A 20,403-nucleotide genomic window follows, 5' to 3' on the forward strand; every position below is an offset into this window, starting at 1 on the left:
CAAATCTGAGGGCGTCAAAATCAGCCGATCCAAATTTGGGTTGACGTGATTGCACATCCACCATTGGTGGACGTTAAAGCCCCATCTGGCGGCTGACTTCCTCGGCAACCTTATCCGCTACGGCAATCAGCACCGAATCCAGCCTGTGGGTGTAGCGCGAGGTGATCGTCGTTCCCGCATGGCCGAGCAGTGCACCTATGGTGGCGTCTGAGTAGTCGAGATCAGCCGCCACCGAGGCGAAGGAATGCCGGAACGTATGGGCCGAAACGTCTTCCAGCTTGACCGCCGCAAGCAGGCGCTTCAGAGCGGCAGGGAACCCGCCGTAGGGTTGATCCTCATTGTGCGCGCCGGGCAGAACGTAAGCGGCCTTGTCCTTGCAGGGAAGGCTCTTGAGCAAGTCAACGACCGGGCTTCCAATCGGCCTGACTGACGCCCCGGTCTTCGTGTCGCCCAAGTGCAGTGCACTGCCGTCAAGATCGACCTCCGACCATTTCAGCTTTTCGATTTCGCCGCGCCGGCATCCGGTCAGCAGCAGCAGCTTGGCGAACGCCACCGCCTGCCACGCCTGCGATGCATCGGTTAGCGCCTTGCCGATCGCCTTGTATTCGTCCGCAGTCAGCCGTCGCCGCTTCTTCTTGTCGGTGGGTCGTTTGACGCCATGGACCGGATTTCGATCGATGATCCCTTCGGATACCGCAAAGGACAGAATGCCGCCGAGCAGGCCGGTAGTGCGGCTGGCCGTTCCCGCGCCGCCCTCGACGATGATCCGACCCCGCAGCTTGTCGCTTTTCTCGACCTTCGCCGTCTTGCCGACCGTCACGTCGCGGATGAATTTTGCGATGTCGGAGGTTTTGAGATCGATCACCAGCTTTCGGCCCAACAACGGCTTTATGTGCTGATCGATCCTGCCCTTGTCGCTGTAGAGCGTCGAAGGCTTTTTCGGCTGGCCGCTGCGCCCGATGATCAGCCCTTTGTCCGCCGCTTCAACGTACCTGTCGCAAAGCTCAGACAATGTAATCGATCCGCGCCGGGTCTTGCGCTCGGTCGCCGGATCCTCACCAGCAAGGGCATTTCCAAGATTGATCCGGGCGAGCTTCCGAGCCTCGTCAACCGTCAGCTTGCCGAAGGGGCCGATGGACATTCTTTTCCGTTGGCCGTCAGAATTATAGTAGTCAACATAGAACGTCTTCCGACCGTTCGGGAACACGCGTGCACCGAAGCCAGGCAGTTCCGAGCACCAGACGAAATAGGGCGTCGTCCGCGCTTCCAGACCGTCCAGATAACCCTTTGTCAGCTTTGCCATCGACCCTTGCCTTCCGCTTTTGTGTCACCATAGTGTCACCACAAAAACGGAAACATGGGAAGTGTCTCGGAAACTCACGGAATTGACAGTAAACAAATAGCGTCGTAGATTCAGCTAGTTAGGAAACATCAGTAAACTTACAGAAATCGGGGAAAATCATGCACTTGATCCCTCCGAAGGCGAAGGTCACAGGTTCGAATCCTGTCGGGTGCGCCAAAACCGCCGATTTCCCTACATGATACGCTATAGTCACGGGGCACACGCCCTGAGCTCCAGACTCATGAACTTTGGAGCCAAAAGAGAACGGTCGCAGCGAGCGCTAACGCTGGGAGGAAGACGACCGGGCACCTGTCGTATCGGCTAGCACCGCGCCCCCAGTCCTTGAGACTGCCGAATATGGTGTTGATGCGGTACGGCGCTTGTAGCGGCATTTGTCATGCCTGACGGCTTTCTTTCGACCTTTTCGACCGGAGATACAGGCTTTTATCCCCTTTTCTTTCAACGCATCTCTGAACCAGTCGGCATCATAGCTTCGATCCACCAGCATCCAGTCTGCCTACGGCAGGCTGCTCAGCAAAGCGGCAGCCCGGTGTAATCGCTGACCGGCTCTGCCGTGACAAACATGCGGATCGGGCGGTATGAGCGTCGGCAATTCGGCTTGCGGGACGCTATCATTCGCGACATATGCGACGACGACTTCAGAAGCCGGCAGATGGCTCTGTTGTGTTCTGGGTGGCTTTTTCTTCGCGTCTTTCCTCACCCGAATGGGCCGTATAGCGACTCAAATTCGCTCCTCGCTTCGGGCGAGAGGCAATTTGACGGTCTGAACCAGGCCTTTGGGTTTGGTGGAGTTGGCGATTGTGATCGTTCCCCGAAACCGCTCAATGATTTCCTTGCTGATAGCGAGGCCAAGGCCGGCTCCAGGCATAATTTTGCGGCGTGCGGCATCGACGCGAAAGAACGGCTCGAACACCTGGTCGAGCAGCTCTTCTGGGATCCCCGGACCTCTGTCGCGGATTTTGATGACCGCGTCGTCGCCCTCGACTTCAAGCTGGATCGAGGCACCCCCACCATGCGTCGCGGCGTTTATAATGAGATTGCGCAGCGCTCGTTTCAAGGCAATAGGGCCCGCAGCAACCGGGAGGGAGGCCAGGGAAGGCGGCGTCACTTTGTATCCCAGAGGAATGAGTTCATCGACAATCTCCTGAACAAGCGAACCGAGACGGACAGTCTCGCGATTGTCGCTGCCGACTTCCTCTTTTACCAGCCGAATGGCGCTGTCTGCGATCGCATCAAGCTCCTGAAGATCGGCTAACCATTTCTCGCGTTCCGCGTCGTCAGCGACGAACTCGGCTCTCAGTCGCATGCGTGTCATCGGTGTGCGCAGGTCGTGGCCGGCGGCGGCCACGAGCCGCATACGGCTTTCGATCGCCGATTTCAGGCGACCCGACAAGGAATTGAGCGCATGGGCGGTCGCCCGCACTTCACCAGATCCGGTTTCGGGAATTGGAGGAATTACTCCGTCCGGTCCGATGCGGTTGATAGCATCTTCCAGTATCTGCAGTGGCCTGATGATCTTGGAAGCAGCAAATATCGAAACCGCGGTACTGCCGAGAACGATCAGGATGCTCCAGCCTGCCAGCACCCACCCACCGCTCTGGGGGGGGCCGAAACCGGGAACTTCTGAGATAAGCCAGGCGCCGCTGTCCAGTTGAACTGAGGCGATGAGTGGCGATGTACTGGAAGCCTGAGTAACTGTGACAGCCCTGGCCGCCCCTGTCTTCTCCATTGCTTTGTTGAGAAACTGAGACATTCTCTCGATTTCGATGCCCCCAGCCGGTTGATCCTGCAGCCTGATGCCTATGCTAAGGGCATCCTGCCTGTCCCTCTCAGCGAGCGCAGCCAGCAAGTGAAGCTGGCGCGCCACCGGTTCGATCGTCACCGCGGGTAATGGAGGCTGCAAGGCGCGGCTCGCTGCGAAGGTCGCGAGGCCAACCACCGTCACGATGGCGATGATCAGAAGCAGGACAAGACGATTGCGCAGCGATTTCATCGTGGGGCGGTTTGAACCTTTACGTTTACGGTAAGCTGGTATCCGCCGTTTCGTACGGTCTTGAAGATTGGAGTGGAGTCGTTTTCGCCCAGTTTTCGCCTTAGCCGGCTCATGAGAACATCGATTGAGCGATCAAGCGGGTCACGGCTGCGCCCCTGTGTCAGGTCCAGTAACTGATCGCGAGACAACAGGCGGCCGGGCCGTTCGAGGAACACATTGAGAAGATCAAACTCCGCCCCGGTCAATTCCGCCGCAATACCGTCCTGGCGCACGACACTGCGCAGTTGTGGGTCAACCTCGTACTCTCCGAAGCTGTAGGTTTTTGTCTCTGAAACTGCCTGCTCGTCATGACCGCCCCGACGTAGCACCGCTTTGATGCGAGCTACGAGTTCGCGTGGGTTAAACGGTTTGCCGAGGTAATCATCGGCGCCGATCTCCAGCCCGATGATGCGGTCGACGTCTTCCTTGAGCGCGGTGAGCAAGATCACCGGTGTGCGAGGACGACGTTCCTGCATACTCCGGCAGATGTCGAGCCCGGAGCCGTCCGGCAGCAAAACGTCGAGCACGACCAGGTCAGGCCCGCTCGTGGAAAGCTGAGCTTCACATTCGGCGCGGTTGGAGGCAGCTGACACCCGAAACCCCTGGCTGCCAAGATAACGTGCCAGCAGCGATCTTATTTCTGGGTCATCATCTACAATCAAGATATGAATCTGGCCGCTCATGTGATCCTGCCGGCTCCTTTCTTTTCGCTTCTATACCCCGATTGGATCGGCTCATCTGGATATTTTTGCAACAGTTCTTTGCTGCGAGCTGAATGGAAACGTTTTGTTACAAAAATCTGCCTTGTAGCAACATCCGGAAATATTCAGACCTATGCCGGACATGCTCGATCTGTACTTCCATGCTGGTGGAAAATTGCATGAAAGGAAGATTGCATGAAATGCTTCTCAACCGCTTGGCCCCTGTCAGCCAGCGTCATGCTATTGGTGACGGCTCCAGCCTTCTCGGGTGCGCTTTCCTCCAATCCGGTGCATGACGGGCAGCCGGTCGTGTATATTCTGGCCCAGAATGATGTGAGCCGGAATACTCCTGACGATATCGCGCAGGCTACACCCGATCACTATCGCGCTGACGCAGGAACGCCAGATGAGTTCGCGGCATCCGGCTTCTCCCGGTTCGGTCAGCCGATGCCCGGGCTTCATCTTGCTGCGAGGCTTGCAGTGGCGGAGACCTATGTCGGCATCACCAGCGGGCAGCTTGATGTCTGGCGCGCCTATGCCTCTGCTTTGATTGAATTTGCCGATTTGCCCGAAGTTGCCCGAAGGCCGGAACGACCACGCGGCGGCCCACCACACGCGCGTGGAGATGGTTCGCCACCGTCTGTCGATGCCCGACCGGCGCCTGTGGATGAGCCTCTGCTCACTGAGCGGGTTGTAGGCGGGGTAATCGAACGCGGCGAGAAGGCCGTGGTCCTGAAGGGAGCACTGTCTGCCCTGCGTGCCACGCTTGCTCCCGAGCAACTGTCGAGGCTGCGTAAGGCCGAGCGCTCCCTGCTTCCATCTCCAGGGTTACCGACGCTGATGGCTCCTGGCCGGAGCCATCCTGATTTCGATCGTCGCCGGCACATCGACATGCCGGTGCCGCCGCCGCTTCCCCCGTTTTCCGGGGAGTAGCTGATTGTCCGTCATCCTCCCCGCCCCCGCTAAAAAGGCTGACGGACGATGCAGCCTGCAATGGCTGCCGGTCGGAGGTGCAAAGATCGCTCCTTGTGCCTCCGACCGCGACACAACACCGAATAAGAGGTTACAGAAATGAAGAGACTTGCTGCAATTACGATGTCCGTCCTGGTCGCCCTCGCTCCGGTGGTCGGTGCAGCCGAAGCCCAAAGCAAGGTACCGTCGAAGAAAACGGAGCAGCAGGTCCGGAAGCAGCAATGGAAGAAGGGCGCAAGATATACGGGACGCGGTGTCGTCGTCTCCAACCACAAGCAATACAAGCTCAAAGCGCCGCCGAAAAACCATCGCTGGGTCCGTGACGGTAACAATTTCATCCTCGTCTCTACGGTAACCGGCCTCATCGCGTCGATGGCTAGCGCGCCCAGAAACTGATCGTCAGGATGCGCGAGCATGGTGGGGATGCTCCGGGAAGGCTCGATGATGTTCGAAATGCAGTATTTGTTGATGTCATTCTCAGTCATGATAGCCCTAATGAAGGTCATGCTGCCGCGACGTATTCTTGCGTGCTCCATTGTGACACGACGAGACTGAGACCCCCAGGCCCGTCATTCAGGTGCATCTTTATGAGCCGAAGCAACGCAAAATTCTATTTCGGGAATGGCATTGGGCTCAGATTTGGGGAGATGCCAGACATTGATCCGCGAGCTTGAACTTCGACGATTTATGACGTCGGTTTTCTTGCGACTGGCAACGCTTGCCTTTGCGATAGCGCTTGTCGCCGCGGCTGGTTCGTCTTCTGGCGAAAGCGAGCCGCCGCCCGCTGGCGGCGAACGAATAACTGTAGAGAGTATCAGATGAACGGAATTATGAGAGCAGGCGCGCTGATGTTTCTCTCGCTGACCGTGGCGAGCTGCAGCAATGAGTCGGCCGGAAATGCCGGAATGGGGCCTCCGGGCGGATCAATGGGGCCGGTGGAAGTCGGCGTGGTCACGCTGCAAAGTCAGCCGGTTCCGCGCAGCGCTGAGTTGCCCGGGCGAGTGGTGGCGTCTGCCACGGCGGAGGTGCGCCCGCAGGTCGACGGGCTTGTGCGTAGAATCGCCTTCCGCGAGGGCCATGACGTCAAAGCAGGCGATGTTCTTTACGAACTCGACGATACGAAGTTCAGGGCGGCCTACGCGGCTGCCGAAGCTTCGCTTAAGAAGGCTGAAGCTGCCACAGCCGGAGCGAGGGCAACGTTCGAGAGGAACGAGAAACTGGCAGCGACCAATGCCGTCAGCGCGCAAACTCTCGACGACGCCCGCTCGACGCTCTTACAAGCTCAGGCAGATGAGGAATCCGCCAAGGCATCCCTCCAGACGGCCCGCATCAACCTCGACAACACCATGATCCGTGCCCCCATCGGCGGCGGCGTCGGCATATCGAATGTAAGTGTCGGTGCACTTGTCAACGAGAACCAGACCGACGCCCTGGTAACGATAAGGCAGATGGACCCTGTCTATGTGGATCTGGTCGATTCGAGTGTCAATCTGTTGCGTGTTCGCGACGAAATCGCTGCTGGGCGGCTCGGTCGCGAGTCAGGCTCACCCGCTCCGATATCACTGACGCTTGAGAATGGACGGGAATACGAGCGGACAGGAACGCTTTCTCTGGCCGACATGGTTGTCAGCCAGACGACAGGTACTTTCATGGTCCGCGCGTCATTCGAGAACCCCGACCGGGTCCTGATTCCCGGCATGTTCGTCCGCGCCAAAGTCGATTTCGGCTCGATACCGGATGCGTTCCTCGTGCCGCAACGCGCGGTGTCGCGCAACGAGACTGGGGACGCCACGATCTATCTGGCCTCGGCAGCCAACAAGGCGGAGATACGAAAGATTTCAACGCGTGGAGCGCTCGGTAATGACTGGATCGTCACCGACGGCGTGAAGAATGGTGACCGGCTGGTCGTTGACGGATTTCAGAACATATCGGACGGAACCGAGATCGAAGCGGTGGAAGTGTCCGTTGATGATGATGGCGTCGTTCCTCAGAGCCTGAATCAGGCGGCATCAGACACGCAGGAGATGCCGCGATGAACATTTCTTCACCGCGCAATGCGATCGCCAGTTTCTTCATCGCGCGTCCGGTGTTTGCGATCGTTCTGGCCATTGGCGCCGTCCTCGGCGGACTTATGGGAATCAACTCACTATCGATCTCGCAATATCCGGAGATCGCGCCCGTCACCATCCGCGTATCAGCCACATATACCGGTGCGACCGCCGATGCCGTTGAGAACTCGGTCACCCGGAAGATCGAGGGCGCCATGACGGGTCTTGATGGCCTGCTCTACATGGAGTCGACATCCAGCACCGGCTCCGCCTCACTGTCTCTCACTTTTGCCAACGGCACCGATCCCGAGCTTGCGCAGGTCGAGGTTCAGAACAAGATTTCAACCGTCGAGTCCCAGCTTCCCGATGCAGTGCGTGACCGGGGTGTTCGCGTCAGCCGTTCCCCGTCGGGCATCCTGATGATCGGCAATATCGTCTCGCGGGACGGCCGCTATACCTCGTCTGAATTGTCCGACATCATGTCGAGCCGGATCGAGGAGCGCATTGAGAGGTTGGACGGCGTGGGGTCGATCCAGTCCTTCGGTTCGGGCTACGCCATGCGTATCTGGCTCGATCCGTCAGCCATGCAGAAGTATCAGCTTGTGCCGGGTGACGTGACGGCGGCGATCGGGGCCCAGAACGTGCAGGTCGCTGCGGGTTCGATCGGTGCTGCGCCGGCCGTCAAGGGGCAGCAATTGAAGGCCAGCATTGTCGCGCGAACGCAGATGACGTCGGCGGAAGAGTTCGAACGGATCATCCTGAAGACCGACGAAGACGGCTCAGTGGTGCGTCTCGCCGATGTAGCCCGTATCGAAATCGGCCTTGAGACCTATGGCCAGAGCTCCACCTTCAACGGTTTGCCGGCTGCGGGCTTCGGTGTGCAGCTTGCCTCGGGCGCCAACGCGATCTCCACAGCACAACTCGTTCATGCCGAGCTTGACAGCCTCGCCGGAGCGCTGCCGGAGGGAGTTGAGATCGCCTATTCTTACGAGACTACGCCTTTCGTCGAACTGTCGATCGAGAAGGTGGTGGAAACTCTGATCGAGGCGATCATACTTGTCTTCCTCGTACTGCTGCTTTTCCTGCAGAACCTGCGCGCAACGCTTATTCCGATGATTGCCGTCCCGGTCGTGCTTCTGGGCACGTTCGGAGTGCTGGCGGCGCTCGGCTATTCCATCAACATGCTCACCATGTTCGCCATGGTGCTGGCCATCGGTCTTCTGGTCGACGACGCCATCGTCGTGGTCGAGAATGTCGAGCGCATCATGCGCGACGAGAAGCTTTCCGCGCGCGAGGCGACCGAGAAATCCATGGGCGAGATCACCGGCGCGCTCGTCGGCATCGGGCTGGTGTTGACCGCCGTCTTCATCCCTATGGCGTTCTTCTCCGGCTCCGTTGGTGTCATCTACCGGCAATTCTCGGTGACGATTGCCAGCGCGATGATCCTGTCGGTGCTGGTTGCGATTATCCTGACGCCGGCCCTGTGCGCGTTGATGCTCAAGCCCGCGCATGACGGACTCCTGGCCCGATGGCTCGGATGGTTCGAACGTGGTTTCACGCGCATCACCGGTGGTTATGTCGGCGCCGTCGCAGGGCTCGTCGTACGTCCGTTGCGTATGTTCGCGGTATTCGGCGTTCTTCTGGCGGCAGCATGGGGCCTCTTTACGCAGCTTCCATCCTCCTTCCTTCCGGAAGAGGACCAGGGTGTGCTGATGACCCAGATCACGTTGCCAGACGGCGCCAATGCCGCGCGCACGCAGGCTGTCATCGATATGGTCGAGGACTACTACCTGACTTATGAGAAAGATGCGGTCCAGAGCACGTTCATGAGCCTCGGCTTCAGCTTTGGGGGCAGCGGCGAGAATGCAGCCATGGGCTTCATCCGTCTCAAGGATTTCGACCAGCGGACCGATCCGGCTCTCTCGGCTACCGCCGTGGCCCAACGCGCGTCGGCCCATTTCCGGCAGATCCGCGACGCGCAGGTCTTCGTTCTGTCCCCGCCGGCGATCCAGGGTCTGGGCCAGAGCAGCGGATTTTCGATGTATCTGGAAGATACAGGCAACGAGGGTCGTTCCGCGTTGATTGCTGCCAGCAACACGCTGGCCGACAATGCTGCCGGCAACTCGGTGATTGCTAACATTCGCGGCAACACGCGTACACTTGAAGCCCAGCTCAAGATCGAGATCGATCAGGAAAAGGCCGGGGCGATGGGCATCGACCTTTCAGCGATTGACAGCCTGATAAACACTGTCTTCTCCGGAACCAATGTCAACGACTTTGTCCATAACGGTGAGATCAAGCCTGTCTATGTGCAGGCGGATGCACCCTTCAGGATGCAGCCTGAAGACCTGAACCGCTGGTATGTGAAGAACAACAGCGGCGAGATGGTGCCATTCTCGGCATTCGCCACAACCCAATGGGTGCAGGGGTCGCCCTCGTTGGCGCGCTTCAACGGTACGGCGGCCATCTCCCTCAGTGGACAGGCCGGACCAGGATCGAGCTCCGGCGAGGCGATGACCGAGGCTGAAAGGCTGGTGGCGGAACTGCCCGGCGGTTATTCGGCCTCGTGGTCGGGTCTGTCCTATCAGGAACGGCTGGCGGGTTCACAGGCCGCGATGCTCTATGCCGTCTCGCTGCTGGTCGTCTTTCTCTGCCTCGCCGCACTTTACGAAAGCTGGTCGATCCCGCTTTCGGTGATCATGGCGGTTCCGGTCGGCGTGTTCGGCGCTCTGTTGGCGGCCTGGATGTTCGACCAGTCGAACGACGTTTATTTCAAGGTTGGTCTGCTCACTACGATAGGTCTTACCGCCAAGAACGCAATCCTGATCGTGGAATTTGCCAAAGATCTGATGGAACGGGGTCACAGCGCCATCGAAGCCGTGGTCGAGGCCGCACGGTTGCGTTTGCGCCCAATCGTTATGACCTCGCTTGCCTTCGTTCTTGGTGTAACGCCACTGGCGACTGCGAGCGGGGCGGGATCGGCAGCGCAGAACGCGATCGGTATAGGCGTGATGGGGGGCATGATTGCTGCCACCATTCTCGGAATCTTCTTTGTACCGTTGCTCTTTGCGACTGTTGCAAGGGTGAATGCAAGATTGAAAGGCGGCCGTCAGGGTAAGACCCTGCCGCAAACTTCCGAGACATGAGGGTACGGTTTTCGTGATGCGTATAAGAGCAGCGAGTGCGTGCAGCAGGCGCGGGAAAGCATTGTTGGTGGTCGTCCTGACGGCGCTCGTTAACAGCGGCTGCGTTGTCGGGCCGGACTATCAAAAGCCGGATATCGCACTCCCACTTCATTGGGCGAGTGCTGGCAAAACGGCATCGTCGCGGCCGCCGGAACTGTCGAAATGGTGGCGCAGGCTCAACGATCAGACACTTGATATGCTGATCGAGGAGGCCGTTGCCGGGAATCTCGATGTCGCCGGCTCGAGGGCGCGAATCCGCGAGGCGCGCGCCAGCTACCGGCAAAATGTCGGCGCGCTGTTCCCGTCTGCCGATGGCTCGGCGTCCGCGACACGCAACCGCAGTGCTGCGTCGGCGACGGGTGCAGCCGAAACCTACAGCCAATACAGATCCGGCTTTGATGCAAGTTGGGAGATTGACCTGTTTGGCGGCAAACGCCGGGCAGTCGAGGCTGCACGTTACGGCATGGATGCGGCAGAAGAGGAGTTGCGCGCCACACTCCTGTCGCTGATTGGGGATGTGGCCTCAAATTATGTCGAGGCGCGGGGCTATCAGGCCCGTATCGCGCTTGCCCGCCGCACCGCTACCTCACAGCGTGAGACGGTGGCGCTTACCCGCACGCGCCTCGAGGCGGGGGCGGCATCGGCCGTGGACGTTGCCAACTCCTCGGGGCAGGCATCCAATACAGAGGCGAACATTCCGACCCTCGAAGCCGCATATGCCCAGGCGGTTCATCGCCTGTCGGTGCTGACCGGACGTCCGCCTGCATCTCTGGCAGACCGGATGAAGAAGTCCGCGCCGATTCCGGGTCCGAAACTACCGATCCCGACAGGTATTCCTGCCGACATCCTTCTAACCCGACCCGATGTACGCCTTGCCGAGCGTCAATATGCGCAGGCAACTGCGAAGATCGGGCAGGCCGAGGCCGAGCGGTATCCTGGGATCAGTCTGACCGGCAATATCGCAACCACAGGGCTTAATCTCGGTGACCTCGGCAGGAGCTCGTCGATAAGCTGGTCGTTCGGGCCGTCCCTGAGCGTGCCGATCTTCAATGCCGGGCAACTCGCGGCCGCGGCCGACGTTGCGAGAGCGCAGCGCGACCAGTACTTCGTTGCGTGGCGCGCGTCAGTGCTTACGGCGTTGGAGGACGTCGAAAACGCTACCGTCTCGCTCTCCCTGGAACGGGTTCGCAACGGCAGGCTGGCGACCTCTGTCCGGCATTATCGCGATGGAGCCTCGCTGGCCAGAACCCTGTACCAGTCGGGCTCGACGAGCTTCCTCGAGCTCCTCGAAGCGGAACGATCCCTCTATTCGGCCGAGGACGCCCTGATCCAGAGCCGCGTGTCGATCGCTACCGACTATATCGCGCTCAACAAAGCACTCGGTGGGGGCTGGGACGGGTATGTCGACAGCACGAAACCGGAAATTTTAGATGCAAACCAGGGGCCGCGTCTCGCTGGCTCTGTCCGCAACTGACGAAATGAGAACGCAACAGCCGACATCGTCGGTAGAGCCGCCGGTAAAGAAAGCATAATCCGTGAAAGCTGGAAGAATAATTGTAGCTGTCCTCGTGGCCAGCGGCGTCGCCATTGCTGCGTACGCCGGTTGGAAGACATTTTTCACGCAGCAGAAGCCATCCCTCCTGACGGCTGCAGTCTCGCGCGGCGATGTAGAGGAAACGGTGCTTGCGACAGGTACCCTGAAACCTGTCAGACTGGTTGCGGTCGGCTCGCAGGTTTCCGGCCGTATCACTGCGGTAAAAGTCGAACTCGGGCAGTCTGTCAAAACGGGCGACCTCATCGCTGAAATCGATTCTGTATCGCAGCAGAACTCTCTGCGCACCGCTGAGGCTTCGCTCGCCAACCTGACCGCACAGCGACAGGAAAGGGAGTCGACACTCTCACTGAACGAACAGACGCTCACCCGGCAGGAGCAGATGCTGGCAAGAAGAGCTGTCTCTCAGGCAGACTATGACAATGCCGCCGCGGCTGTTGTGCAGACGCGTGCGCAAATTGCCGCGCTGGATGCCCAGATAACTGCCGGTCAGGTCGCCATCGAGACCGCGCAGGCGAATCTCGGCTATACCCGCATAACAGCGCCGGTTGAGGGAACAGTGCTGGCGATCGTCAGCCAGGAAGGCCAGACCGTCAATGCTGTCCAGTCCACGCCGACCATTGTTATCCTGGGTCAGCTCGAAACTATGAAGGTGCGTGCCGAGATATCCGAAGCTGATATCGTCAAGGTCAAACCGGGCCAGCCTGTTTGGTTCACCATCGTCGGCGAGCCGGAAAACCGCTACAGTGCCACGCTCGAGTCGATCGAGCCGGCTCCGGAGTCAATTCGCAACGACACCAGCATCACGGCGTCCGCCTCCACCGGGACGTCTGGCTCATCCACCGAGGCGGTCTACTATAATGGCATCTTCGATGTTCCCAATCCGGATGGCCGCCTCAGGACCTATATGACCGCACAGGTCAATATCGTTCTGGGCCGGGCCGAGGATGTTCTCACGATCCCTGCATCGGCATTGGGTGTGAAGGACGCGGATGGCCTCTATGCGGTCCGGATCGTTGAAGCCGGAAAGATATCCGAGCGCAAGGTCAAGATCGGACTGAATGACAAGGTGACGGCCGAGGTCCGCGATGGCCTCGCCGAGCACGACATCGTCGTTACCGGCGAGGCAAGCTCACAAGTCGCACCGACGGGCTTCGGCGGACGTGGCGGCCCACCGATGGGGTTCTGACGATGGCCGAGCCAATCATTGTTCTCAACCGCATCAGGCGGGAATATCCCTCGGGTGAAGGCACCATCGCGGTCCTCAAGGACGTGGATCTGACCATTGATGCCGGGGAAATGGTCGCGATCGTGGGTGCCTCCGGTTCCGGCAAATCCACGCTGATGAACATTCTCGGTTGCCTCGACCGCCCAACAGCTGGCAGCTATCGCTTCGAGGGGCGCGAGACCTCGGCGCTCGACGCGGACGAGCTCGCCGAGTTGCGCCGCGAACATTTCGGCTTCATCTTCCAGCGCTATCACCTTCTCGCTGAGTTGAGTGCGCTCGGAAATGTCGAGATCCCAGCGATCTATGCCGGAGCCGCCCAAGGAGAACGCCGGACCCGCGCCGCCACTCTTCTCGGCCGCCTCGGCATCAGCGACCGGACCGCACATCGCCCCGGCCAGCTTTCGGGAGGCCAGCAGCAGCGCGTCTCGATCGCGCGTGCACTCATGAACGATGCGCGCATTGTCCTGGCGGATGAGCCCACCGGCGCGCTTGACAGCCACAGCGGTCAGGAAGTGCTGCGCATCCTCGACGAACTGCACGCCGAGGGCCGCACCGTCATCATCGTTACGCACGACAAGTCGATCGCCAACCGGGCCGACCGCATCATCGAGATCAGCGACGGCATGATCATCTCCGATGAAAAAACGTCGGATCTGGACCGGCGATCGGTCGGCATGGCGGAGCCTGTGGCCAAGTCCCGGGCCTCGGGTGTCGTGCAGGGGCTTCTCAATCGGTCGCGTGAAGCGCTGCGAATGGCGCTGCTGGCGATGAGGGCGCATCAGCTTCGCACGTTCCTGACTATGCTTGGCATCATCATAGGCATCGCTTCGGTCGTCTCGGTCGTGGCGCTCGGCGAGGGGTCTCGACAGCGAGTGCTGGAAAACATTTCCAGTCTCGGTACCAACACACTCCAGGTCTTCGCTGGTACCAGCTTTGGCGATACGCGTTCCGGACGTATCACCACCCTCGTCGTCAGCGACGCCGACGCGTTGTCAGGTCAGGCCTATGTGGCGGCGGTGACGCCGACGGTTTCCGCGTCCGGGCTCGCGCGTTTTGGTGCGGTGGAAGCGAACGCGCAGGTCAGCGGCGTCGGCGCGCAGTATTTCGACGCCACCGGCGTGACGCTTGTGCAGGGCCGGCTGTTTGACGCCGAGGCCGTGACCCGCATCGCGCAGGAAGCGGTTATAGACCAGAATACGAGGCAGACACTGTTTCCTGACGCCACGGCTGATCCTGTCGGCGAGACGGTACTTGTCGGCAAGGTGCCGCTGCGCGTCGTCGGGGTTGTCCAGACCAGCCAGCTGGGGCCAGGCGGCAATCAGAATCTCACCATCTATACGCCCTATACAACAGTACAGTCGCGCTTCCTTGGCTCGACTTCTCTGGCCAGCATCACGGTGAAGGTTGCTGACGATGTCGACATGGGGCTTGCCGAGCAGGCCGTCACGGAGCTTCTGACGCGCCGCCATGGCACGAAAGACTTTTTCATCATCAACACGGATGACATCCGTCAGACCATCACGTCGACCACCGAGACGATGCAAGTCCTGATCGCCGCCATTGCCATCATATCACTCGTAGTTGGCGGTATCGGCGTGATGAACATCATGCTTGTCTCTGTTTCGGAGCGGGTGTCGGAGATCGGCGTGCGCATGGCAGTCGGTGCCCGGCAGGGCGACATCATGCAGCAATTCCTGATTGAAGCGGTATTGGTCTGTCTGATTGGGGGAATACTTGGCATTTTGGCTGCCCTCGGCTTTGGTGCAGTCTTCAGCGCGTTAAGCACCAGCTTCAGTCTTGTCTATTCAACAACATCGATCGTCGCAGCCTTCCTGTGCTCCAGCCTGATCGGAATAGCCTTTGGCTACTTACCAGCGCGCAACGCCTCGCAACTCGATCCCGTGGTGGCATTGTCGAAAGGATAGCGCCGCACGCCGATATGCCGTGGCCTGCTTCAGGCAAACAGAGCCAGCTCTTATATCAGCGGCGCTGATCTCTGACCCTCTCGGGATTCCGGTCTGCCCGGTTTCATGATCCGATTGAGTGAGAGGAGATTCGTGCGATGGGATCAGCGATCGAGATGCTGACGGACTTATTCGGCCGTGGAATTGGGGCTGCTGGCCAAGAGTTCGGGAGATAGCAAGCTGAGCATACGGCTGATGTCGCTGGCGCGCCTCGATCCACAGCGCGTCACCGAGGAACGCTTCGGCATCACCTATCATGAACGTTACGTCGGGACATTGCTGAAGGAACTGCGGTTCGCCCACATCAGTGCCCGCCCGCATCAGCCGGCCGATCAGCGCTACAGATCGGCCTGTCTCTTCGGCACCATCTGCCCGGCGTGTGGCATAAGTGCCGGGCTGGCGCTGACGTTCGCCGACACCATGCAGCTTCATCTAGATGAGATCAGCCGTCTTGTCCCACGGCAGGCCCACGCGGTGCTGCTGCCCGACAGGGCCGGACGGCACACGACTGCGAAGCTCGATTTTTCAAGCAACATGACGCTGATCGTCCTGCCATCTCGAGCACCGGAACTGAACCCGGTCAGGACTGTCTGGCAGTCTCTGCGCCAGAACTGGATTTCCAACCGTGTCTTCGAACCATACGATGCCATCATCGAAGCGATCTGCGATGTCTGGCAAAAGCTCCTCGCCCACCCCGGCATAATCAAATCGATCGGAGCCCGCAAATGGGCACATGTCGGTCAATCAATATGACCGCTTAATACTGGTACGCCGCGGGGGACTAACCTACGCCGCCTCCCTGCGGATCTCCAGTTCCGACCAGATCTGTCCAAACATGGCCTGATAGCCGGGATGCGTGCGGATGTTTACCGCATCGGTGGTCTCATCGCGGAAGGTCACCTCATGCACCGCTTTGACCGTGGAAGGGCGGTTCGTCAGAACCACGATCCGATCCGCCATCGAGATGGCTTCGCCGATATCATGTGTGATCAGGATCACGCTCTTGGCCTGTTCCTTGATGATGCGGGTCACATCGGCCTGAAGCAACAGGCGTGTCTGGAAATCGAGGGCAGAGAACGGCTCATCGAGCAGGATGACCTCCGGATCGAAAGCCAGTGTTCGCATCAGCGCGACACGCTGGCGCATGCCGCCCGACAATCCTGACGGCTTGCTGTTCTCGAACCCGGCCAGACCATATCGATGGATGAGATCCATGGCTATGGCGCGGGCCTTTGCGGCAGGCGTTCCACGGACCTCCAGCCCAAGTGTCACATTGTCGAGCACTGTGCGCCAGGGAAGCAGAAGATCCTTCTGAAGCATGTATCCGACATGCCCTGTGGCTTTATCGACCTGCTTGCCACTGACTTCGATGCGGCCGCCCTGAAGGGGAATGAGACCTGCAATGGCGTTGAACAGTGTTGTCTTGCCACACCCGGAGGGGCCCACAAGCGCCAGGACCTCGCCGCGCCGCAGTTCGAGAGAGACGTTGCGGACCGCCTCGACCTGATTGGGCTCGCCTTCATTGTAGACCACGCGTCCACCGGACGCACGCAGCACCACGTCGGAAGATGATGTCATGTTGCTTCTCCTTCAAGAAGAAAGTCCAGCACGATCCGGTTGAACACGTCGGGCTTGGTCTGTGACGCCGCATGGGCGCCGTCTTCCATGATGATGAGCTTTGCATCCGGTATCTTGGCCGCAAGCTCGTTCGAGAAATAGGCAGGTGTCAGGTGGTCGTCGCGTACGCCGAGTACCAGCACGTCCTTGTCGATGTCCCCCAGGCGGTCCGTCCAGTCGAAATTCAGGAGCGCGTCTATGCGGCTGTCCATGATGTCGATGTCCAGATTCGAGCCGTACACCTCGGACTCGCCCTTTTCGATCGCGGCGATGTTGTCCCTGATCCACCAGCTCGGATGCAGGAATATCGGTGTCGCCTTGACATAGGCTTCCGGACCGGCATTGCGAAGCAGTTCGCGGCGAACCTCGAAGCAACGGCGGAAGAACCCGTCCGCTTTCGTCCAGGCTGACGCCATAACGATGCGGCCGAGGCGTTCGGGATGCGTCGTTGCGAGCACCTGTGCAATCGCGGCGCCGGTCGAGTGGCCGACGAAATCCGCCTCTTCGATTTCCAGCGCGTCCATCAGGCCGATGGTGTCTGCCGCCATCTGTTCGATGGAGTAAGCGATCTTCGACCGGCTGCTGCGGCCTGTGCCGCGGTGGTCGTGGATGATAACGCGGAAATGTCTGGAGAATTCCGCAAGCTGCGCATTCCAGTAGGCACCGACCCCTCCGAGCCCTGCAACCAGCACAAGGGGGCGACCCTCGCCGAATTCTTCGTAATAGAGTTCGCAATCGTCGAGTTTGACTACAGGCATGGAAAGCTCACCACTGAAGTTTCTTTTCGATCCAGGACACCACCACCTCAAGCAGCAGAGCCATGATCATCAGAGCGAAGATGCCGACCCACACGCTGTTCAGGTTATAGAGCTGGCCGGAATAGTAGACGTGATGGCCGAGGCCTTCCTCGGCCGAGATATACTCGCCCACGACCGCGCCGATCAGCGCGAAGCCGACATTCAGGCGCAGTGCTGAAACGATCCACGGCAGGCTGCCGGGCACCACGATCGTGCGGAACACCTGAAAGGGCTTTGCTCCCAGCGACTGCATCAGGCGAATGAGATCGCTGTCGATCTGCTGCGTGCCCTTGTGAGCCTGCAGGAAGGCGACGATGAAGGTGATGATCGCGGCGATGGCGATCTTCGATTCCATTCCCAGACCGAACCACACGATGATGAGCGGTGCGAGTGCGATCTTCGGCACGCCGTTCAGCGCGATGATGTAGGGGTGCAGGATTTTCGCCCACAATGGCGACAACCACAGAAGAAGCCCGCATCCCGTCCCGAGCGTGCTGCCGATGACGAAGCCAAGCACCACTTCCTGTCCCGTCACCCAGAAGTGACGCAGAAGCGAGCCGTCCATGAGCTGTGCGTAAAACGCCGTCGCGATGCCGGAAGGAACGCCATAGATGTAAGGTTCCAGAAAACCCGTCCTGACGCCCAGTTCCCACGCCCCGAGAATGACCGCCAGCAGCAGGAGCCGGTAAAACTGAATCCTGAGTGCAGGGTTTGTCTTGCGGGTCCGCGCTGCGGGTCGCGTCATCGATGTCTCCACCTGCGCCATGTCAGCCTCCCGACGACGGGATATGAGCGGTCGACACCAGTTCGACGAGGAATTCGTCGCGCACCAGTTCCGCGATGATGCAGTAGCGGGCTGGTGGATTCTTGCCGAAGAACTCGGCGTAAACCTCGTTGAACGCAGCGTAGTCCTCGCGGCGTTTCAGGATGATGGCATTGTAGACGATGTTGTCGATCGATCCGCCCGCAGCCTTGACGACACCGATCACCTGCTCGATGACGTAGCGCGTCTGGGCGCGGATATCGCCGGCATGCAGACTGCCGCCATTGTCGTCTATAGCGAGCGTGCCCGCGACGTAGAGCGCGGCGCCTACCTTGCTGCCATGAACATATGGGGCGATTGGTTTGGAGGCTCCGGCCGGGATGATGGGGGTGAACATGGAAGGTTCCCTTCGCGCAAGATGCGGTTTCAGCGTTGCTGGAGTGCTGTGCCCAGATCGTCCGAGGTGATCGTCCACCCGAAGAATGTCTCGACATTGAAGATCGTGGCGTCGTGGACATAACGGGGACCCGCCTGGTGGCAGCAGTCCGTCACCATCACGGCATGATATTCCAGCCCGAACGCATCACGGATCGTGGTCTCGACGCATACATTGGTCGCGACGCCGACCACGAAGAGATGTCGGATGCCCCGGCTTCTCAGGATGGAGTCGAGCGGTGTTCCGACGAAACCGCTGTAGCGCGATTTGGGAACGACGATATCCGTCTCCGCAGGGCTGAGCGCATCGACGAGCGCGTAGTCCCAGCCGCCCTTGGACAGAAGCTGACCTTCGAGTTCGGGCCGCTCGCGCATCACGCGCAAGGCATTCGACTTGAACTGGTTGGCGGCCAGCGGGCCGCCGGCCTCCTTATAGTCTGCGTCCCAGCCGTTCTGCAGAAAAACGATCTGCATGCCAGCCTCGCGCACCTCCCTCACCAGTCCGGAGATGCGCGCGATGACGCCTTCTACGCCGGTAAGATCGAACCCGGCTATGTCGAGATAGCCGCCCTGTGAGGCATAGGCATTCTGCATGTCGACAACGACGAGCGCGGACTTCGCCGGATCGAACCTGATGCCGTCGGGCCTGGCCTCGGGCAGTTTCAGATGTCCCTCGGCGCGCATATGGATGGTCATTTCAGGCCAAACTCCTCTGTAGCCTTCTGCGCGAAGCTGTTATCGACCATCTCGGAATAGGGACGTTCGCCGCGCAGCGTGCCCGCCACGCTCTCGTGCTTTACGAGTGTGTTCCATTCCAGCTCCGAGATTGTGGGGTTGCGCGGCACCAGCGATACGTCGCCGAACATGCGTCCGCGCGCAGCCTTGAACACAGCCGGGTCCAGCTGGGGAAACTCCACTGCCGAGATTTCCCCGAATACGGCCTCATCCTCATGCAGCAGTTTCTGGGCTTCCGCGAGGGCGTTGCAGTAGGCCTGCACGGTCTCCGGGTTCTGCTCCAGATAGTCCCGCGTGACGAAGCTGCTGGCGAAGCAGGCAGGCCCCAGTGCCTGGCCGAGAGAGAAGACCGTTTCCAGACCGAACTGGGTTTCGCCGATGCTGGCATCCCACTCAAACACCGTCGCGACATCCGCGCGTCCGTCGGCGACGGCCTGAAGCTGCGCTCCGAATGGCAGTTGCAGGATCTTCACGCCTTCCGCTTCCGGGTCGAAGCCGCCAATCGCCTTCATGGCATAGGTTGGCGTGGTGAAGGTGTTGGACGGAAACTGGAGCGTGGCGACCGTCTTGCCCTTGAAATCCTCGACGGAAGTGAATTTCAGGCCCGGTTTTGCGACGACCCAGACGGAAATCTGCCCGGCGATCTTTGCAATGTTGACCATCTGAGCGCCTTCTACGGTGGCGTTGACGGACATGCCGGTTCCCGTTACCGCGAACTGCGCCTGACGCGAGAGGATTGCCGGTACAGGCTGCGCTATGCCGCCCGCCGTTGTCAGGGTCGGCGTGATGCCATGCTTCTCGAAAAGGCCTTTTCGCATTGCGACATAGACGGGGATGTAGAAGCCGAGATGGATCGCTTCTGAAATTGTCACCGGCGTTGCCGCACGGCTAGGTGACGGCATGCCCAACGCCAGTGCACCTGTTGTGGCGGCCATCCCCGCGACGAACGCGCGACGGTCGAGGATCATGCTGTTCATGCAAGTCTCCCATTGAGATCTGTCGATGTCGAAG

The 20,403-nt window shown here is 59.8% G+C and carries 16 protein-coding genes and 2 pseudogenes; 8 read left to right on the forward strand and 10 right to left on the reverse strand.

Annotation, left to right across the window (positions count from 1 at the left end; genetic code table 11):
• Positions 1-73: 73 nt before the first annotated feature.
• The 4 genes and pseudogenes from HNR59_RS06310 to HNR59_RS06325 form a co-directional block, all read right to left on the reverse strand.
• Complete coding sequence (locus tag HNR59_RS06310) at positions 74-1,303, reverse strand: tyrosine-type recombinase/integrase (protein WP_183827456.1); 1,230 nt, start codon at positions 1,301-1,303, stop codon at positions 74-76.
• Positions 1,304-1,581: 278 nt separating this feature from the next.
• Positions 1,582-1,939: pseudogene (locus HNR59_RS06315) on the reverse strand (transposase); the annotation flags it as partial.
• Between the two features lie 145 nt (positions 1,940-2,084).
• Positions 2,085-3,356, reverse strand: coding sequence for an ATP-binding protein (locus HNR59_RS06320; protein WP_183827460.1), 1,272 nt, complete (start codon positions 3,354-3,356; stop codon positions 2,085-2,087).
• A complete protein-coding gene (locus HNR59_RS06325; RefSeq protein ID WP_183827464.1) occupies positions 3,353-4,078 on the reverse strand; it encodes a response regulator in 726 nt (241 codons plus the stop codon). Before HNR59_RS06325 ends, HNR59_RS06320 begins: the two co-directional genes overlap by 4 nt.
• A gap of 327 nt (positions 4,079-4,405) precedes the next feature.
• Here HNR59_RS06325 and HNR59_RS06330 point away from each other — a divergent pair, with 327 nt between their 5' ends.
• The 8 genes and pseudogenes from HNR59_RS06330 to HNR59_RS06365 all read left to right on the forward strand — a co-directional run.
• A complete protein-coding gene (locus tag HNR59_RS06330; RefSeq protein WP_183827467.1) occupies positions 4,406-5,029 on the forward strand; it encodes a hypothetical protein in 624 nt (207 codons plus the stop codon).
• 138 nt (positions 5,030-5,167) lie between these two features.
• A complete protein-coding gene (locus tag HNR59_RS06335; RefSeq protein WP_183827470.1) occupies positions 5,168-5,464 on the forward strand; it encodes an RcnB family protein in 297 nt (98 codons plus the stop codon).
• 422 nt (positions 5,465-5,886) lie between these two features.
• A complete protein-coding gene (locus HNR59_RS06340; protein WP_183827474.1) occupies positions 5,887-7,104 on the forward strand; it encodes an efflux RND transporter periplasmic adaptor subunit in 1,218 nt (405 codons plus the stop codon).
• Between the two features lie 23 nt (positions 7,105-7,127).
• Positions 7,128-10,262, forward strand: a complete 3,135-nt coding sequence (locus HNR59_RS06345; protein ID WP_183831386.1) for an efflux RND transporter permease subunit — start codon at positions 7,128-7,130, stop codon at positions 10,260-10,262.
• 16 nt (positions 10,263-10,278) lie between these two features.
• Positions 10,279-11,775 (forward strand): efflux transporter outer membrane subunit, encoded by a 1,497-nt coding sequence (locus tag HNR59_RS06350; RefSeq protein WP_183827477.1) that lies wholly within the window; start codon positions 10,279-10,281, stop codon positions 11,773-11,775.
• Between the two features lie 61 nt (positions 11,776-11,836).
• Entirely contained in the window at positions 11,837-13,042 is a 1,206-nt protein-coding gene (locus tag HNR59_RS06355) for an efflux RND transporter periplasmic adaptor subunit (RefSeq protein ID WP_183827480.1), read from the forward strand.
• A 2-nt stretch (positions 13,043-13,044) separates the two neighbouring features.
• Entirely contained in the window at positions 13,045-15,006 is a 1,962-nt protein-coding gene (locus tag HNR59_RS06360; protein WP_183827483.1) for a MacB family efflux pump subunit, read from the forward strand.
• A 246-nt stretch (positions 15,007-15,252) separates the two neighbouring features.
• A pseudogene (locus HNR59_RS06365) lies at positions 15,253-15,798 on the forward strand (transposase); the annotation flags it as partial.
• Between the two features lie 33 nt (positions 15,799-15,831).
• Here the strand turns inward: HNR59_RS06365 and HNR59_RS06370 are convergent.
• Genes HNR59_RS06370 through HNR59_RS06395 form a run of 6 tightly spaced genes read right to left on the reverse strand, consistent with a single transcriptional unit; the run spans position 15,832 to position 20,369 of the window.
• Positions 15,832-16,623, reverse strand: a complete 792-nt coding sequence (locus tag HNR59_RS06370; protein ID WP_183827489.1) for an ABC transporter ATP-binding protein — start codon at positions 16,621-16,623, stop codon at positions 15,832-15,834.
• Positions 16,620-17,420: a pyrimidine utilization protein D gene (rutD, locus tag HNR59_RS06375; protein WP_183827492.1), complete on the reverse strand. Its 801-nt coding sequence runs from the start codon at positions 17,418-17,420 to the stop codon at positions 16,620-16,622. Before rutD ends, HNR59_RS06370 begins: the two co-directional genes overlap by 4 nt.
• Positions 17,421-17,427: 7 nt before the next feature.
• On the reverse strand, positions 17,428-18,204 hold the full coding sequence (locus HNR59_RS06380) for an ABC transporter permease (protein ID WP_183827495.1): 777 nt from the start codon (positions 18,202-18,204) through the stop codon (positions 17,428-17,430).
• 22 nt (positions 18,205-18,226) lie between these two features.
• Entirely contained in the window at positions 18,227-18,619 is a 393-nt protein-coding gene (locus tag HNR59_RS06385) for a Rid family hydrolase (RefSeq protein ID WP_183827498.1), read from the reverse strand.
• A 29-nt stretch (positions 18,620-18,648) separates the two neighbouring features.
• The gene (locus HNR59_RS06390; RefSeq protein ID WP_246374518.1) at positions 18,649-19,353 is read right to left on the reverse strand and encodes a cysteine hydrolase family protein; all 705 of its coding nucleotides are present in this window, start codon (positions 19,351-19,353) and stop codon (positions 18,649-18,651) included.
• Positions 19,350-20,369, reverse strand: coding sequence for an ABC transporter substrate-binding protein (locus HNR59_RS06395; RefSeq protein ID WP_183827501.1), 1,020 nt, complete (start codon positions 20,367-20,369; stop codon positions 19,350-19,352). Before HNR59_RS06395 ends, HNR59_RS06390 begins: the two co-directional genes overlap by 4 nt.
• Positions 20,370-20,403 lie beyond the last annotated feature (34 nt).

This window comes from Aquamicrobium lusatiense (assembly GCF_014201615.1).
GTDB lineage: Bacteria > Pseudomonadota > Alphaproteobacteria > Rhizobiales > Rhizobiaceae > Mesorhizobium > Mesorhizobium lusatiense.

What these genes read in the sequence shown, in the direction of transcription:
- HNR59_RS06325 (WP_183827464.1), bottom strand. Translation starts at nt 4,078, where the DNA reads ATGAGCGGCCAGATTCATATCTTGATTGTAGATGATGACCCAGAAATA.
- HNR59_RS06360 (WP_183827483.1), top strand. Translation starts at nt 13,045, where the DNA reads ATGGCCGAGCCAATCATTGTTCTCAACCGCATCAGGCGGGAATATCCC.
- HNR59_RS06310 (WP_183827456.1), bottom strand. Translation starts at nt 1,303, where the DNA reads ATGGCAAAGCTGACAAAGGGTTATCTGGACGGTCTGGAAGCGCGGACG.
- HNR59_RS06385 (WP_183827498.1), bottom strand. Translation starts at nt 18,619, where the DNA reads ATGTTCACCCCCATCATCCCGGCCGGAGCCTCCAAACCAATCGCCCCA.
- HNR59_RS06350 (WP_183827477.1), top strand. Translation starts at nt 10,279, where the DNA reads ATGCGTATAAGAGCAGCGAGTGCGTGCAGCAGGCGCGGGAAAGCATTG.
- HNR59_RS06335 (WP_183827470.1), top strand. Translation starts at nt 5,168, where the DNA reads ATGAAGAGACTTGCTGCAATTACGATGTCCGTCCTGGTCGCCCTCGCT.
- rutD (WP_183827492.1), bottom strand. Translation starts at nt 17,420, where the DNA reads ATGCCTGTAGTCAAACTCGACGATTGCGAACTCTATTACGAAGAATTC.
- HNR59_RS06370 (WP_183827489.1), bottom strand. Translation starts at nt 16,623, where the DNA reads ATGACATCATCTTCCGACGTGGTGCTGCGTGCGTCCGGTGGACGCGTG.
- HNR59_RS06395 (WP_183827501.1), bottom strand. Translation starts at nt 20,369, where the DNA reads ATGAACAGCATGATCCTCGACCGTCGCGCGTTCGTCGCGGGGATGGCC.
- HNR59_RS06380 (WP_183827495.1), bottom strand. Translation starts at nt 18,204, where the DNA reads ATGACGCGACCCGCAGCGCGGACCCGCAAGACAAACCCTGCACTCAGG.
- HNR59_RS06390 (WP_246374518.1), bottom strand. Translation starts at nt 19,353, where the DNA reads ATGACCATCCATATGCGCGCCGAGGGACATCTGAAACTGCCCGAGGCC.
- HNR59_RS06320 (WP_183827460.1), bottom strand. Translation starts at nt 3,356, where the DNA reads ATGAAATCGCTGCGCAATCGTCTTGTCCTGCTTCTGATCATCGCCATC.
- HNR59_RS06340 (WP_183827474.1), top strand. Translation starts at nt 5,887, where the DNA reads ATGAACGGAATTATGAGAGCAGGCGCGCTGATGTTTCTCTCGCTGACC.